Genomic DNA, 16,193 nt, shown 5'->3' with positions numbered 1-16,193 from the left:
AGAGCAGGGGTTGGGGCCGGGCTAGAACCAGGCTTGGACCGACAGCCAGGCGCGCGGCGCACGGTCCGGGTCGCCGGTGGACGGCGGCGCCGTCGTCGTGCGCCATGCCAGGTAGGTCTTGACCAGGAATTTGCCGGGCTGGCCCAGCGTGGCGCCCACACCGACGGAACCGAGGCTCAGCGTGTTGGCATTGCCCGGCACAGTGGGGCCGTTCTGGTTGAAGCGAATGCGCCCATGGTCATAGAAAGCCAGCAGAGTCAAAGGCTCACCCCAGACCGTTGGCGCGAGCTGGTAACGCGACTCCAGGTTCAACAGGAAACCGGCGTCGCCGACGCCTTCCCCCACCGGGTAGCCGCGCACGCCATTGGGCCCGCCCAGAACCATTTTTTCGGCCGAGCTGAGGTTTTTCGACGCCAGCTGGGCCTGTGCCGCGACGTGAAAGCTGTAAGCGGCATCAAAAAACTGGGAGCGCTGGAATTCCAGGTTCAGCTTGCTGAAACCGCCCGCTGTGCGCAGGCCGCCGAGGCCATCGTCAAGCGCCTGATCGGCCGCATTCAACGTGAGGCGGCCGAAGGTGGCGTTCACGGCATAGTTGTTCAGGCTGCTGCCGCCCGCCAGTTCGTCGATGAAGTTACCCGCCAGCCCCAGCCTGAGCGCGGCGATGTCGCGCTCGCTTTTGAGTGCGGGTGTGCGCGTTTCGTCAACGAGCTTTTTTTGCTCTGCACTGATGAGGCCGTACAAATTGTTGGCGCGCCCGCGCAGCAGGGGGTGGGACAGGGTGAGGCCGAGAATGTCGGCCCGGCCGCTGGCCCCCAGCGGCTCGAATTGCTTGCCCAGCGCGTAGTCCAGGCGCACCGCGCTGACACCCACCCGCGTGCCGTAAGCGCCGACCGGCACGGTGTAGCCGGCGCGGTACAGGGTCGAGCCAGCCTGGTCGCTTTGCTGGGTGCTCACGGCCAGCACGTCACCGCGCCCCAGCAGGTTGTTGAGATTGGCACTTAACGTGACACGCGCGGCACCAGCGGCGCGCGCGCCATGGTTGTCTACGCTGACCGAGCCGTCGGCGCGCGGCCCTTTGCCCTGCACGGTGATCAGGACATCCGCCAGGCCCAGGCGATCTCCAGGCTCGACCGTAGCGCCGGCGTCATATCCCGCCAGGTCGCGCAACAGCAACACGGGCTTGTCGAGTGCGTATTCGGTAACGGCGTCACCGGACCGCAGCTGGCTGCCCACCAGTTCTTCCGCGAACGCCTTTGAGATGCCGGCGCCGTCGACACGCACAGAAACGCGGCCGACCCGCGCTTCAATGATGGTGATGGCGACAGTCCCGCCTTCTGCGGGAAACGCCTGCTCGGGCAGGTACGCCTGCGTGAGCAGATAGCCGTTCTGCCGGTAAAGCGCGCTGATGGCATTGGCGGCATCTGTGAGGCCGGCCAGATCCGTGGGCCGGTGGAGCCGGCTCGACAGCAAAGCCGCAAGTGCTTCACTGGAGAAAACGCTGTTGCCGGAAAAGCTGAACGCCGCTGGTGTAATGCGCGCAGTTCCCGCCGCTGGCTCCGCAATCCGGGGCGGTGCCAGTTCGGGCAGTGGCCCGCTACGCAAGGGCAGCAACGGTAACGAACCTTGCGGCTCCAGCAGCGTTCCGGCATCGGGCCGCACGTCTGCCCGGACCTGCGCCAGCGCAGGGACGTGCAGGGCGATGCATACGCCCAGAACTCCCCAGGCGACAAGCCTGGATGCCAGAAAGACTGAACTGCTCAAGAAGCGACCCTTTCGGCGTACAAATGCAACAAAATGTTTTATCGGTTGTAGCGCTTTGCTCTTACGCTGTCCAATATTTTTTGTTAAAACACCTCCTATTTTCGCTGTAAGTGTTTGTTTTTGCACAGTTATTTAAAGATCCTGGAAAAATAAGCCGGCATGCCGATGGCTCTTTGCCAAATGTAAGTAAATGTTCATGGCCCTATTCCCACCGACAGGCAGACAGAAGTGGTCGTCGTCCGCACGAAGGAGCACCGGTCAATAGGGATAAGAAGAGGAGGCAAAGAAGAGGGGCGGCACTCATGGGGTACGCGCCGGCCGGCAGCGCCCGTACTGGCGAGGGCTGCGCCAGAAGCCTGCGGGCGGCATGCCCAGGCCATGCTTGCTATCTTTTTGAGAGCTGCTTGCGCACGTCCAGTGGGAATGGTGAGCCGTTTGATGCCCAATCGTGGCACCGACCCGTTGGCCGGGGTTGCCAACGGGATCGCCGCCAACCGGGAGCCACCAAGCCACAGCGAAACTACCGACGCAGCAGAAGGCGCCGGTTAACGGCCCCCAAAAAAAACAGGCTGGAGTCAGCCAGGCCCCCTCGCTAAAGATACGAGAAGGGGATACGAGAAGGGGAGGATGAGTGCCAGTGCCGGGGTCAGCTCAGGCTGTGCCCCACACCTCGCGTGCGGTTTCGACCACCAGGCGCAGCTTGTTGCGTTGCGCTTCCACGGCGATGTTGTTGCCGTGCACGGTGCTGCTGAAGCCGCACTGCGGTGACAGCGCGAGCTGCTCCAGCGGCGCGTATTTCGCAGCGTCTTCAATGCGGCGCTTCAGGTCGTCCTTGCTTTCCATTTCACCGAACTTGGTAGTGACCAGGCCCAGCACCACGGTCTTGCCCTTGGGCAGGTAGCGCAGGGGTTTGAAGTCGCCGCTGCGGCTGTCGTCGTACTCGAGGAAATAGGCGTCCAGGTCCATCTCCTTGAGCAGCGCCTCGGCCACCGGCTCGTAGTTGCCGGCCGCGGCGTGGGTGCTCTTGAAGTTGCCGCGGCACAAATGCATGGCCAGCGTCATGCCGGCGGGCTTTTGCGCGACCACCTTGTTGATGAATTTGGCGTAGCGGTGCGGCAGCTCGTTGGGATCGTCTCCGCGCTGGCGCGCCGCTTCACGCATTTTCTCGTCGCACAGGTAGGCCAGGTTGGTGTCGTCCATCTGCACATAGGTACAGCCGGCCGCGGCCAGGCTGCGCAGTTCGTCGCCATAGGCCTTGGCTACGTCGTCGTAAAAAGCCGGGTCGAGTTCGGGATAGGCCTCTTTGCTGATGCCGGCGCGGCCGCCGCGAAAGTGCAGCATCGTGGGTGAGGGAATGGTGACCTTGGGCGTGTTGCCCGCACTGACCTGGCTTTTGAGGTACTGGAAGTCGGCGAGCTGGATGTCCTTGACGTGGCGCACCTTGTCGATCACCCGCATCACCGGCGGCGCCAGTTCCATGCTGCCGTCGGGCCGCTGGATGGTGACCGGGATATCGGTCTTCACGCCGCCGATCTGCTCGAGGAAGTCGATGTGGAAGTAGGTGCGGCGGAATTCGCCGTCAGTGATGCTTTTGAGGCCCACGTCTTCCTGGAACTTCACGATTTCGGTGATGGCCTGGTCTTCGACCTTGCGCAGTTGTTCGGGCGTGATCTGGCCCTTGGCCTTTTGCTCGCGGGCTTCCAGCAGGTACTGCGGGCGCAGAAAGCTGCCGACATGGTCATAACGGGCGGGTAGCTTGGCGGTCATGGGAAAGTCTCCATCGGTTGCAGGCACAAACCCCCATGGTATTCCAGCAAAATCACCCCTTATTGAATACAGAAATTCCGTATTTACCCTGAATTTCCCTATTTTTCTTGGCTTTATGGCAATTTATGTATACATTGCGTATCCATGAATGCCCAGAAATCGACTTTCCCCCTGAACGCCTGGTATGCCGCCGCTTATGACGTAGAGGTGGGCCGCACGCTGCTGGCGCGCACGATTTGCAAACAGAAGGTGGTGATGTTCCGCCGCACCGACGGCCAGGTCGCCGTACTGGAAGACGCCTGCTGGCACCGGCTGCTGCCGCTGTCCATGGGCGCGCTGAACGGCGACGAGGTGACCTGCGGTTACCACGGCCTGGTCTATAACGCCCAGGGCCGCTGCACCCACATGCCCAGCCAGGAAACGCTGAACCCTTCGGCCTGCGTGCGTGCCTTCCCGGTACTGGAAAAGCATCGCTTTGTCTGGATCTGGCCCGGCGACCCGGCCAAGGCCGACCCGGCGCTGGTGCCCGACATGCACTGGAACGACGACGCAGACTGGGCCGGCGACGGCAAGCTGATCACGGTGAAGTGCGACTACCGCCTGGTCGTCGACAACCTGATGGACCTGACCCACGAAACCTTTGTGCACGGCTCCAGCATCGGCCAGCGCGCCGTGGCCGAGGCGCCCTTTGTCGCCACGCATGGCGACCGTACGGCCACCGTCACGCGCTGGATGGAGAACATCGACGCACCGCCGTTCTGGGCCGGGCAGATCGAGCATGCGCGCGGCTACAGGGGCAAGGTGGACCGCTGGCAAATCATCAAATTCGAAGCGCCCTGCACTGTGAACATCGACGTCGGCGTGGCCGAAGCCGGATCGGGTGCGCCACCCAAAGACGGCCAGCCGGGCGACCGCAGCAAGGGCGTCAATGGTTTTGTGCTGAATACCGTGACGCCGGAAACAGACGGCAGCTGCCACTACTTCTGGGCTTTCGCACGCAATTACTGCCTGGGTGAACAGCGCCTGACGCACCAGCTGCGCGAGGGCGTGGCCGGCATCTTCCGCGAGGACGAACATGTGCTGGAGGCCCAGCAAATCGCCATCGACGAACACCCGGACCACCAGTTCTACAACCTCAACATCGATGCCGGCTCGATGTGGGCCCGGCGCCTGATAGACGGACTGATCGCGAAAGAAAAACCACCGGCGCCTGTCATCACTATCCGGCTGGCGGCCTGAGGCGGGGATCATTTTTTATGCGAACCACAATCAATGCTATCAATTCAGTAGCTTCCAGCGCAGATTCCGAAAGGGCTACAGGCCAAAATAGCCTTGAAAGCGCGCAGGTGCGGGCGCAGCTTCAGCTTCGCGAGATGATCCTGGCCGGCGAGTTGCCCGGCGGAGCACGCATTGCCGAGCTGTCCATCGTTGAAAAACTCGGCTTCTCACGCACACCCATCCGCGCGGCATTGATGCGGCTGGAGCAGGAAGGCCTGCTGGAGTCGCTGCCCAACGGCGGCTACGCCGTGCGCACGTTTTCCGAACGCGATGTGTCCGAAGCGATCGAACTGCGCGGCACCATTGAAGGGCTGTCGGCGCGGCTGGCCGCCGAGCGCGGCGCACCCACCGTGGTGCTGAACGAAGCCCGCGAATGCCTGGGCAAGATCGATGCGGTGCTCAGCCAGCCTGCGCTGGACGATGAGGCTTTCTCTTCCTACGTCGCGCTGAACGAGCGGTTTCATGAACTGCTGGGTGAAATGGCCGGTAGCAGCGTCATTGCCAAAGAGCTCGAACGCGTGTTCAGCCTGCCGTTTGCGTCGCCTTCGGGTTTTGTGGTGGTGCAGGCCAATTCCCCGGGCGCTCGCGACATGCTGGTCGTGGCGCAGGACCAGCACCGACAGGTGCTCGACGCCATTGAGCAGCGCGAGGGCTCGCGCGCCGAAGCGATCATGCGCGAGCACTCACGCCTGGCCCAGCGCAACCTGCGCGCTGCCGTGGCCAGCCACAACCTGGACCAGATGCCCGGCGTGCGGCTCATACGGAAGAAATGACGTCCCCCCAAAGCGGCCTGCGGCCGCCTCCCCCCAAGGGGCGCCACCAGTGGCCCGGCAAAGCCGGTTCCACGGCGGCCCTCGAATTTAAGAGATCACGGAAAACTGAATGAAAGCCACCTCCAGCTGGACCGATGCGGTCATTGAATCTTTTGACGAACTCACGCCCACCGTGCGCGAGTTCCGCATCCGGCCCATGGGTGACGCAGCCACCGTGCAGCGCCACGAACCTGGCAGCCACCTGCAGGTACAGCTGCTGGTGGACGACAAGCCGCAGCTTCGTTCTTACTCACTGGTCAGCGAGACCGATGGCCAAACGTATCGCATCGCGGTGAAGCGGCTGGACGACGGCCGCGGCGGTTCGCGCGCGATGTGGCAGCTGGCCGCTGGCGACCGGTTGCAGGTGAGCGGGCCGCGCAACCATTTCCCGCTGGACTTCAATGCCCCGGCTTACCTGCTGGTGGCCGGCGGCATAGGCATCACGCCGCTGGTGGGCATGGCCCTGGCGCTGGCCGACCGCTGTGCGCAGTCGGGCCGGCCGCTGCGCATGCTGTATGGCGTGCGCAGTGAATCTGAACTGGCTTACGGCGAAATGCTGCGGGCTTGCCTGGGCGAGCGGCTGCAGGCGGCCGTCGACGCGCGCATCGATTTCGCCGGCGAGATCGCAGCGCTACCGGCCGGCGCGCAAATGTATGTCTGCGGCCCGGTGCCCATGCTGGACGCGGCGCGCCATGCCTGGGAAGCCTCGGGCCGGCCAGCGGCCGACCTGCGTTATGAAACCTTCGGCAACAGCGGGCGCTTCGCACCGCAGGCTTTTCGGGTGCAAATCCCCCGCCACGCGCTGGACATCACTGTGCCGGCCGACTGCAGCCTGCTGGATGCGCTGGAGCAGGCTGGGGTGCAGGCCGTCTTCGACTGCAAGCGCGGCGAATGCGGCCTGTGCACACTGGACGTGCTGGCGGTCGACGGCGAGATCGACCACCGCGACGTCTTTCTGAGCGAGCACGAGAAACAACAAAACACGCGCTTGTGCGCCTGTGTCTCGCGCGTGGTCGGTTCGGTGACGCTGGATTCTTCCTACCGGCCCGACGCGTGAGGGGACAACTTGTGTGCGATCACCGGGTCATGCGCGCGATGATCGCGCAACCGACCGCGAACCAACAGCAACCCCGTGAGCGGCAACCCACACAATGAAGCCATGGAGGGCATGGCCGATGTGTTCACATATCGAACATTTGTGCTGATACCGCACTCATACTAGACTCGCACCGTTTTACGGCCGGATGCCGGCGACCTGAACTCCGCCGCGTTTGACGCAGCAGCAAGAACTGAAAACCACCCAGGAGACAAGCATGAAAAAACGTACCTTCCTCACCGCCGCCGCGCTGTCGGCCGCGGCACTTGCCGCCGCCCCGGCACTGGCCCAGGACAACACCTTCAAGATCGGCCTGATCCTGCCGATGACGGGCCAGCAGGCCACCACCGGCCGGCAGATCGAGGCGGCCGTGCGCCTTTACATGGCGCAGAACGGCGACAGCGTGGCGGGCAAGAAAATCCAGCTGATCGTGAAGGACGACACCTCACTGCCGGACACCACACGGCGCCTGGCGCAAGAGCTGGTGGTCAACGACAAGGTCAACGTGCTGGCAGGCTTCGGCATCACGCCCTCGGCCCTGGCCACCGCGCCCATTGCGACGCAATCCAAGACGCCCATGGTGGTGATGGCGGCGGCAACATCCAGCATCACGCAGGCTTCCCCCTACATCGTGCGCAGCAGCTTCACGCTGCCGCAGGTTTCGGTCGCCCTGGCCGACTGGGCGCCCAAGAACGGCATCAAGACGGTGGTCACGCTGGTGTCCGACTACGGCCCCGGCATCGACGCGGAGAAATTCTTCAAGGACCGCCTGACCTTTAATGGCGGCCAGGTGACCGAAGCGCTGCGCGTGCCGCTGCGCAATCCCGACTTCGCGCCCTTCCTGCAAAAAGTGCGGGACAACAAGCCCGATGCGCTCTTCGTCTTCGTGCCTTCGGGCGCAGGCGCCGCGGTGATGAAGCAGTTTCTTGAGCGCGGCCTGGACAAGGCCGGCATTCGGCTGATCGCCACCGGCGATGTGACGGACGACGACCAGCTCAACGACATGGGTGACGGCGCGATTGGCGTCGTTACTTCGCACCACTACTCGGCGGCGCACCCCTCGGCGATGAACAAAAAATTCGTGGAAGCGTTTGCCAAAGCCAACAAGGGCCTGCGCCCCAACTTCATGGCGGTGGGTGGCTATGACGGCATGCGGGTAATTTACGAGGCGCTCAAAACCAGCAAGGGCCAGGGTGGCGGCGACGCGCTGCTCGAAGCCATGAAGGGCCAGCTGTTTGAAAGCCCGCGCGGCAAGATTTTCATCGACGCACAGACGCGCGACATCGTGCAGGATGTCTATCTGCGCAAGGTCGAGAAGAAGGACGGGCAACTCTACAACGTGGAGTTTGATGTGATCAAGGACGTCAAGGATCCCGGGAAGAACAAGTAACCCCCCGAAGCGCCGCTTCGCGTCGCCTTCCCCCTGCTGGGGGCAACACCAGCGGCCCGGCGAAGCCGGTTCCGCGGTATTCCTGGCACGGACCTCTCTCAAGCAAACACTGATCCTCTGGCCAAAGCATGCTGACCCTTCTTTTTGACGGAATCGCCTACGGCATGCTGCTGTTCATCCTGGCGGTGGGCCTGGCGGTGACCATGGGCCTGATGAATTTCATCAACCTCGCGCATGGCGCTTTCGCGATGGCCGGCGGCTACATCACCGTGTTGCTGATGCAGCACTTCGGCGTGCCTTTTTTGCTGTGCCTGCCGCTGGCCTTCGCCGGCTCAGCGCTGCTGGGCGCTGTGCTGGAGCGCACGCTGTACCGGCCGCTGTACAACAAGCCGCACCTGGACCAGGTGCTGTTTTCGATCGGCCTGGTGTTCATGGCGGTGGCCAGCGTGGACTACTTCGTCGGCTCGACGCAGCAGATCGTGCAGCTGCCCCAATGGCTCAAGGGCCGCACCGAGATCGGCAGCGGCGCCTGGATGCTGGGCATGGGCCACTACCGGCTGTTCATCATTGCGGTGTGCGCCGCGCTCACGCTGGGCCTGCAATACGTGCTGACTCGCACGCGCTTCGGCAGCCGCTTGCGTGCCTCGGTGGACGACCAGCGCGTGGCGGCCGGCCTGGGCATCAACGTCAACATCGTGTTCCTTTCGACCTTCGCCGTCGGCTCGGGACTGGCCGGCCTGGGCGGCGCGCTGGGCGCCGAAGTGCTGGGGCTGGATCCGAGCTTTCCGCTCAAGTTCATGATTTACTTCCTGATCGTGGTGGCCGTGGGCGGCACCACGTCGATCACCGGGCCGCTGCTGGCCGCGCTGCTGCTGGGCATTGCCGACGTGGCGGGCAAGTACTACATCCCCAAGCTGGGGGCCTTCATCGTTTACAGCCTGATGATCGTGATTTTGATCTGGCGGCCGCAGGGCCTCTTTGTGCGCAAGGGCGGCAGATAAATGAACACTCAAACGTCCCTGCTTAAAAACAGCCGCTGGAAGCTCTGGGAACCGGTGCTCTGGCTCGCCGCCTTCGCCGCGCCAGTGCTGATGCCCAGCCACGCGTCCATCATCAATGAGATCGCCATCGTCGCGCTGTTCGCGGTGTCGCTGGATCTGGTGCTGGGTTACACCGGCATCGTCTCGCTGGGCCATGCAGCCTTCTTCGGCATAGGCGGCTATGCGGCGGCGCTGTTCGCCAAGCTGGTCATGCCGGACCCGCTGGTGGGCCTGGCGGTGGGCATCGCCACCGCCACACTGCTGGGTGCTGTGTGTTCACTCACCATCCAGCGCGGCAGCGACCTGACACGGCTCATGGTGACACTGGGGGTGGCGCTGATCCTGCTGGAGCTGGCCAACAAGCTTGACTGGCTGACCGGCGGCGCCGACGGCCTGCAAGGCGTGGTCATGGGCCCGCTGCTGGGCCGCTTCGAGTTTGACCTGTCGGGCCGCACCGCCGCCTATTACTCGCTGGCCGTGCTGCTCATTTTGTTTGTGCTGATGCGTCGCCTCGTGCATTCGCCGCTGGGCGCGACACTCAAGGCGATACGCGACAACCGCCTGCGCGCCATGGCCATCGGCATTCCGGTCGCTTCGCGGCTGACCGTGGTCTACACGGTGGCAGCCGGCGTCGCGGGCGCCGCGGGAGCGTTGATGACGCAAACCACCGGCTTTGCCTCGCTGGATTTGTTTGAGTTTCATCGTTCGGCCGATGTGCTGCTGATCCTGGTGGTCGGCGGCGCTGGCTGGCTGTATGGCGGCGTAGCCGGGGCCATCGTGTTCAAGCTGATGCAGGACGCGCTGTCGTCCATCACGCCGCAGTACTGGACCTTCTGGATAGGCCTCTTCCTGGTGGTGCTGGTGCTGGTGGGGCGCGAGCGCCTGGTCCGGCCCTGGGCATGGTTGCCTAAGCGCGGAGGCCAGCCATGAGCGCGGCGCCGCACAGCGACGCGGTGCTGTCCGCGCAAGGGCTGGTGATGCGCTTCGGTGGCATTGCCGCCACCAACAACGTGAGCCTGAACCTGCGTCGCGGCGCGCGCCATGCGCTGATAGGGCCGAACGGTGCGGGCAAGACCACGCTGGTCAACCTGCTGACGGGCGTTCTGCAGCCGACCGAGGGCCGCATCCTCCTCGACGGCGAAGATATCACGCGGCTGGCGCCGCACCAGCGCGTCAAGCGCGGGATGGTGCGTACCTTCCAGATCAACCAGCTCTTCGATTCGCTCACGCCGCTGGAAACGCTGGCACTGACCGTATCGCAACAAGCGGGGCTCGGCGCGAAATGGTGGCAGGCGCTGGGGCGCAACCGGCGCGTGGCCGAGCGCTGCGAACAGTTGCTGGAGCAGTTTCACCTGACCGGAGTGATGGATCAACCGACACGCATGCTGGCCTACGGAAAGCGCCGCTTGCTGGAAATCGCCGTGGCGCTGGCCTGCGAGCCGCGTGTGCTGCTGCTCGACGAACCCGTGGCGGGTGTGCCGGCCGGCGAGCGCGAAGAACTGCTGCAGACCGTGGCCGCACTGCCCGCTGACGTGTCGGTACTGCTGATCGAGCACGACATGGACCTGGTGTTCAGCTTCGCCACCACCATGACGGTACTGGTCAACGGCACGCTGCTGACCGAGGGTACGCCTGAGGAAATCGCGGCCGACCCTCAGGTCAAGGCGGTCTATCTGGGCCATGGCGAAGAGGTGGCTCATGGCTGAACTGCTCAAGGTCGACAAACTGCGCGCCGGCTACGGTGAGGCAGTGGTGCTGCACGAGGTGTCGTTCGCACTGGGCGAGGGACAGACGCTCGCGCTGCTGGGCCGTAACGGCACCGGCAAAACCACGCTGATCAACACACTGGCAGGCGCGACGCGGCAGCACGGCGGCGCCATCTCGTTCGGGGCGGGCACATCCATGGTCGCGTTGCACCATTTGCCCTCGCACGAACGCGCGGCGGCCGGCATAGGCTGGGTGCCGCAGGAGCGCAATATCTTCAAGTCGCTGACGGTGCACGAGAACCTGACGGCGGTGGCGCGCCCGGGCAAATGGAACCCCGAAGGCGTGTACGCCATGTTCCCGCGCCTGGCCGAGCGAAAGGGCAACCTGGGCACGCAGCTGTCGGGCGGCGAGCAGCAGATGCTGGCTGTGGGCCGGGCGCTGGTACTCAACCCGAAGCTGCTGCTGCTCGACGAACCGCTGGAGGGCCTGGCGCCCATCATCGTGGAGGAGCTGCTGCGCGCCATACGCCGCATCACGCGCGAAGAGGGCCTGAGCGCCATCATCGTGGAGCAGCACCCGCAAGCCATTCTGGCGATTTCCGACAGCGCCGTGGTGCTGGACCGCGGCATGGTAGTCCACACCGGAACGGCCCAGGCGTTGCGCGAGCAGCCCGAGCGCCTGGACCATTTGCTGGGTGTTGCGCGCTGAGCGGCGCAGGCCCGCCAACCTGGCTTTTTTTATTTCGCGCTTAAAGCGCTCAAAAAACGGCTACGCGCCGCCATCGTGAATGAGCTCCGCGGCAAAGCGGCTTTCTGTGCTGAAAAGTCAAAAGCAATACACCTTTTTGCGTAGATTCACTTACTAGGGTTTTCCCCTCCGACGGCCTACAATCGCAGACCTTACAAGAAATTGACGGTCGACCCGACCGTTTCCGCTGGAGACCTTGCTGATGCCGACACCCCCCACCGCGACGCCCAATAGCACTGAAGCCAATCGCGAAGAAAAACGCGCCGAATTGCGCCTCGCCGCACTTGAATACCACGAGTTTCCGACCCCGGGCAAGATCGCCATCGCAGCGACCAAACAGCTGACCAACCAGCGCGACCTGGCCCTGGCTTATTCGCCAGGCGTCGCCGCACCTTGCGAAGAAATTGTCAAGGACCCGAATAACGCCTTCAAGTACACCAGCCGCGGCAACCTTGTGGCTGTCGTGACCAACGGCACCGCCGTGCTGGGCCTGGGCGACATCGGCCCTTTGGCCTCCAAGCCGGTCATGGAAGGCAAGGGCGTGCTGTTCAAGAAGTTCGCCGGCGTGGATGTGTTCGACATTGAGATCGACGAAAAAGACCCGGCCAAGCTGGTCGACATCATTGCTTCGCTGGAGCCGACCTTCGGCGCCATCAACCTTGAAGACATCAAGGCGCCCGACTGTTTTTATATCGAGCGTGAGCTGCGCAAGCGCATGAAGATCCCGGTCTTCCATGATGACCAGCACGGTACCGCCATCACCGTAGGTGCGGCCGTCCTGAATGCGCTCAAGGTTGTCGGCAAAGGTCCGGGGCAAGTCAAGCTCGTGACGTCCGGCGCGGGCGCGGCCGCCCTGGCTTGCCTGAACCTGTTGCTCAAGCTGGGCATCCAGCGCGAAAACGTGTTCGTGACCGATCTGGCCGGCGTGGTCTATGAAGGCCGCACCGAGCTGATGGACGAAGACAAGATCCAGTTCGCGCAGAAGACCGATGCACGCACGCTTGCCGACGTCATCGCTGGCGCGGACATCTTCCTGGGCCTTTCCGCCGGTGGCGTGCTCAAGAAAGACATGGTCGCCAAAATGGCCGCCAAGCCCATCATCCTGGCGCTGGCCAATCCCAATCCCGAGATCACGCCGGAGGACGTCCGGACCGTGCGCGACGACGCCATCATGGCGACCGGCCGCACCGACTACCCGAATCAGGTCAACAACGTCCTGTGCTTTCCCTACATCTTCCGCGGCGCACTGGATGCCGGGGCCTCCACCATCACCATCGAGATGGAAATCGCGGCTGTACACGCCATAGCCGAGCTGGCGCAGGCCGAGCAAAGTGAAGTCGTGGCAGCCGCCTACGTGGGTGAAAAGCTGGCGTTCGGGCCCGAATACCTGATTCCCAAGCCTTTCGATCCGCGCCTCATGATGAAGATCGCGCCCGCCGTCGCGCAGGCGGCGGCCGACAGCGGGGTGGCCCTGCGGCCCATTCAGGACATGAACGCTTACCGCGAGCGGCTGCAAAGCTTTGTCTACGCCTCGGGCACGGTGATGAAACCGATTTTCGCGGCCGCCAAGGCCGCCAGCCGCAAGCGTGTGGCCTATGCCGAGGGTGAGGAAGAACGCGTGCTGCGTGCCTGCCAGATCGTGGTGGATGAAGGACTCGCACGCCCGACACTGATCGGCCGGCCCGCCATCATTGCCCAACGCATCGAAAAATTCGGCCTGCGCCTTAAGGAGGAGCTCGACTACGACGTCGTCAATGTCGAGCAGGATCATCGCTACCGCGACTTCTGGCAAACCTATCACCGCCTCATGGAACGCCGTGGTGTGACGGTGCAGATCGCCAAAATCGAAATGCGCCGCCGCCTCACATTGATCGCCGGCATGTTGCTGCACAAAGGCGACGTGGACGGGCTGATTTGCGGCACCTGGGGCACGACGGCCCATCATCTGGACTATCTGGATCAGGTCATCGGCAAGCGCGAAGGCGTCAACACCTATGCCTGCATGAACGGCTTGTTGCTTCCGGGGCGCCAGGTGTTCCTGCTCGATACGCACGTCAACTGCGATCCGACTGCGGAACAGCTCGCGGAGATCACCACCATGGCGGCCGAGGAAATGATGCGCTTTGGCATCAAGCCCAAGGCGGCTCTGCTGTCGCATTCGAATTTTGGCTCTTCCAACCTGCCCAGCGCCCTGAAAATGCGCCGCACGCTGGAGTTGCTGCGCGAGAAAGCGCCATGGCTTGAGGTTGACGGGGAGATGCATGGCGACATGGCACTGGACGCCGATGCACGCGCCCTCATCATGCCGAACAGCACCCTGACGGGTGAGGCCAACCTCCTGGTACTGCCCAATATTGATGCAGCGAACATTTCCTACAACCTGCTGAAAACAGCGGCGGGTGGCAATATCGCCATCGGCCCGGTTTTGCTGGGGGCAAACAAGCCCATGCACATCCTGACCGCTACGGCAACGGTGCGCCGTATTGTCAACATGACCGCACTGACGGTAGCGGATGCCAATGCGAGTCGATGAGCCAAAATTAGATAGCTAGCACTAACTTAGTGCATCAATGACCTCTCTCTTTACTGCCTAAATTTTCAGCATCCACTTGCGTTTTTTAGCCACATGCGGCAAACTACCTCTCTTGAAATTTAAGGGTTAACCCGAAAAATCGGTGGGTAACTCTGAATTCGAGAAAAAGGTTTTTTTCATGTTGCGCAATGGGTGGGCGGCCAAAACGGCCATGTTGCTGGTTTTGGCAACCGGTCTGGCCGGGTCAATCCCCAGCATGGTGCAGGCAAAGGGCCCGGTTCCGATCGGGACCATAGCGACCGTCCAATTGCCCCCCCAGGGACGCGACATGATGGTGCTGATCTACCAGGGCGGGCCTTTCAAGCATGAAAAGGACGGCGTGGTGTTTGGGAACCGGGAACGACTTCTACCGGCTCAAAGTCGCGGTTACTACCGCGAATACACCGTCAGAACGCCCGGTGAGCGCAGCCGGGGAGCCCGGCGCATCGTTTGTGGTGGCTTGAAACCTGTCGCACCTGATGCCTGTTATTACACCGACGATCACTATGCGAGTTTTCGCAAAATCGTTCAATAAATTGAACTGTGATCGTTATTTTGAGTTTTTGACTTAAGAGAAAGAGTAGCGGAGATGGATACACCACTTCGTCGGGACAACGAAACGCCTTTGCGCAAGGACGGTGAAACGCCCTTGCGCGGCGTACGTCCCAATATCGTTCAATCCATACGGGCCTTCCGGGTGCAAGACCTGCAGGATGCCGCGACACATTTAAACCAGCATTTCCTGTACGCCAACCTGGGCAACGCCCAGAGCAAGCAGGACGTGCTGGACATGATTGCGGCGCAGTACACCTTTCCGGCGCATTTCGGCAAAAACTTCGACGCACTGTACGACTGCATGACGGACCTGGTCCACAAGTCAGGCCCGCAACCCGGCTTTATTGTCGTGCTCGAGCAAATTCCGGCCAACGCCAAATTTGACAAGGAAGCGCGCGAGCAGTTGCTCGACATCTTCCGGGATGCCTCTGATTACTGGGCGGATCGCAAGATACCGTTCAGATGTTTCTATTCTTTTCTGTAGCCCGCTCCCCAGACATTGGCCAAGGGGATCGGGCGAATGAGGCCCAGCAAGCAACCGCGGAAGGCGAAGAAATCATGCCGACCGACAAATTGGTAGACGTGTCGCCACTGGCGTTGCGCATGAGCAGCCCGTTTAATGCGGGTTACTGGCTGGCAGCTGCCTGAAAAAAGGCGCGCTGTCCGGTTCACAAAAGGCCCGCTTGTTGCGGGCTTTTTTTCGCCAGGCCGGAAGTTAAGGCAACGGCCGCATCCGACAGCACCGCGCCGCGACTTAAAACATGTAGTAAAGAATGCGGTGAAAATATTTGCTGATATCAATCGGGATGCGCACCAGCATCAGCTGAAGACGCGCGATGCCGGACAATCGCGGTCGAACCCGATGGCCGATTTGCGTGTCGGTTCCCGCCTGGCGGACCGGATAGGGCAACAAGGCATAGGTGTTGATACCGTGTAAATGCCTCGCCTCCATAAAGTCGTCAACGGCCATGTAAAACCGCGTTGATCGCCGTATCAGCTCCGCGGCCTCTCGCGGTCCCAGCACATAAGCCGCCGCGCCGGAAGGGTCACCCCAGTACTTTGCGTAGGGTGTGTCGCCGATGAATTTGTGCCGTTTCTCAAAGACGCCTGCGAGCCTGACCATGGGATACGGTGCCAATTCAAGCTGGGCGAGCAACGCCGTACTTAGCGTTGGAATTAATACGTCATCTTCCAGCACCAGGCATTTTTCGCCCTCGGCCAGCACTGCTCTCCAGGCATCCTGATGCGCCAGAAAACAGCCGACCTCCCCGGGCGACATGCTGTAACCATAACGAATCCGACGCGCACTTTCGCTGTAGCCTACCTCGGCCAGCCGTTCTGGGTCGACTCGCACACCATCAATCAGGCTATAGCGCAGCCCCAGCGCCATCATTTGCCGGTCAATAGTCGCTCGCCTGGTGGTCGCCTCGGGAAGTGAGATGACAAATATCTTCATATCAGGTGTACC

At 62.5% G+C, this 16,193-nt stretch carries 14 protein-coding genes; 11 read left to right on the top strand and 3 right to left on the bottom strand.

The features are described 5' to 3' along the window. Positions 1 to 21 precede the first annotated feature (21 nt). Positions 22 to 1,761, bottom strand: a complete 1,740-nt coding sequence (locus AC1DVV_RS21185) for a ShlB/FhaC/HecB family hemolysin secretion/activation protein (RefSeq protein ID WP_477702524.1) — start codon at positions 1,759 to 1,761, stop codon at positions 22 to 24. Positions 1,762 to 2,412: 651 nt separating this feature from the next. After that, positions 2,413 to 3,528 (bottom strand): 5-methyltetrahydropteroyltriglutamate--homocysteine S-methyltransferase, encoded by a 1,116-nt coding sequence (locus AC1DVV_RS21180; protein WP_457281944.1) that lies wholly within the window; start codon positions 3,526 to 3,528, stop codon positions 2,413 to 2,415. A gap of 144 nt (positions 3,529 to 3,672) precedes the next feature. Here AC1DVV_RS21180 and AC1DVV_RS21175 point away from each other — a divergent pair, with 144 nt between their 5' ends. The 11 genes from AC1DVV_RS21175 to AC1DVV_RS21125 all read left to right on the top strand — a co-directional run bounded on the left by AC1DVV_RS21175 (position 3,673) and on the right by AC1DVV_RS21125 (position 15,209). Further along, on the top strand, positions 3,673 to 4,767 hold the full coding sequence (locus AC1DVV_RS21175) for an aromatic ring-hydroxylating dioxygenase subunit alpha (protein ID WP_477667072.1): 1,095 nt from the start codon (positions 3,673 to 3,675) through the stop codon (positions 4,765 to 4,767). Between the two features lie 107 nt (positions 4,768 to 4,874). Next, complete coding sequence (locus tag AC1DVV_RS21170; protein WP_457281942.1) at positions 4,875 to 5,579, top strand: GntR family transcriptional regulator; 705 nt, start codon at positions 4,875 to 4,877, stop codon at positions 5,577 to 5,579. 109 nt (positions 5,580 to 5,688) lie between these two features. After that, complete coding sequence (locus AC1DVV_RS21165) at positions 5,689 to 6,675, top strand: PDR/VanB family oxidoreductase (RefSeq protein WP_477667070.1); 987 nt, start codon at positions 5,689 to 5,691, stop codon at positions 6,673 to 6,675. Positions 6,676 to 6,931: 256 nt separating this feature from the next. Beyond that, positions 6,932 to 8,104 (top strand): ABC transporter substrate-binding protein, encoded by a 1,173-nt coding sequence (locus tag AC1DVV_RS21160; RefSeq protein ID WP_477667069.1) that lies wholly within the window; start codon positions 6,932 to 6,934, stop codon positions 8,102 to 8,104. A gap of 128 nt (positions 8,105 to 8,232) precedes the next feature. Next, positions 8,233 to 9,105 carry a branched-chain amino acid ABC transporter permease gene (locus AC1DVV_RS21155; protein WP_457281939.1) on the top strand — a complete coding sequence of 291 codons (873 nt, stop codon included), beginning with the start codon at positions 8,233 to 8,235 and terminating at the stop codon, positions 9,103 to 9,105. Next, positions 9,106 to 10,074, top strand: coding sequence for a branched-chain amino acid ABC transporter permease (locus AC1DVV_RS21150; protein WP_477667067.1), 969 nt, complete (start codon positions 9,106 to 9,108; stop codon positions 10,072 to 10,074). Continuing rightward, entirely contained in the window at positions 10,071 to 10,850 is a 780-nt protein-coding gene (locus AC1DVV_RS21145) for an ABC transporter ATP-binding protein (protein WP_457281937.1), read from the top strand. The genes AC1DVV_RS21150 and AC1DVV_RS21145 overlap by 4 nt, the downstream gene beginning before the upstream one ends. Next, a complete protein-coding gene (locus tag AC1DVV_RS21140) occupies positions 10,843 to 11,559 on the top strand; it encodes an ABC transporter ATP-binding protein (RefSeq protein ID WP_457281936.1) in 717 nt (238 codons plus the stop codon). Before AC1DVV_RS21145 ends, AC1DVV_RS21140 begins: the two co-directional genes overlap by 8 nt. A gap of 241 nt (positions 11,560 to 11,800) precedes the next feature. Then, the gene (locus tag AC1DVV_RS21135; protein WP_457281935.1) at positions 11,801 to 14,131 is read left to right on the top strand and encodes an NADP-dependent malic enzyme; all 2,331 of its coding nucleotides are present in this window, start codon (positions 11,801 to 11,803) and stop codon (positions 14,129 to 14,131) included. 178 nt (positions 14,132 to 14,309) lie between these two features. Further along, positions 14,310 to 14,705, top strand: a complete 396-nt coding sequence (locus AC1DVV_RS21130) for a guanyl-specific ribonuclease (protein WP_457282089.1) — start codon at positions 14,310 to 14,312, stop codon at positions 14,703 to 14,705. A 54-nt stretch (positions 14,706 to 14,759) separates the two neighbouring features. Continuing rightward, positions 14,760 to 15,209: a barstar family protein gene (locus tag AC1DVV_RS21125; protein WP_348050784.1), complete on the top strand. Its 450-nt coding sequence runs from the start codon at positions 14,760 to 14,762 to the stop codon at positions 15,207 to 15,209. 270 nt (positions 15,210 to 15,479) lie between these two features. Here the strand turns inward: AC1DVV_RS21125 and AC1DVV_RS21120 are convergent, their stop codons facing one another. Beyond that, complete coding sequence (locus AC1DVV_RS21120) at positions 15,480 to 16,181, bottom strand: glycosyltransferase family 25 protein (protein ID WP_477689733.1); 702 nt, start codon at positions 16,179 to 16,181, stop codon at positions 15,480 to 15,482. Positions 16,182 to 16,193 lie beyond the last annotated feature (12 nt).

This window comes from Polaromonas sp. P3_B4, from assembly GCF_056402835.1.
The sequence above is the reverse complement of the archived record's forward strand: the minus strand, read 5'-3'. Positions and strand labels throughout refer to the sequence as shown.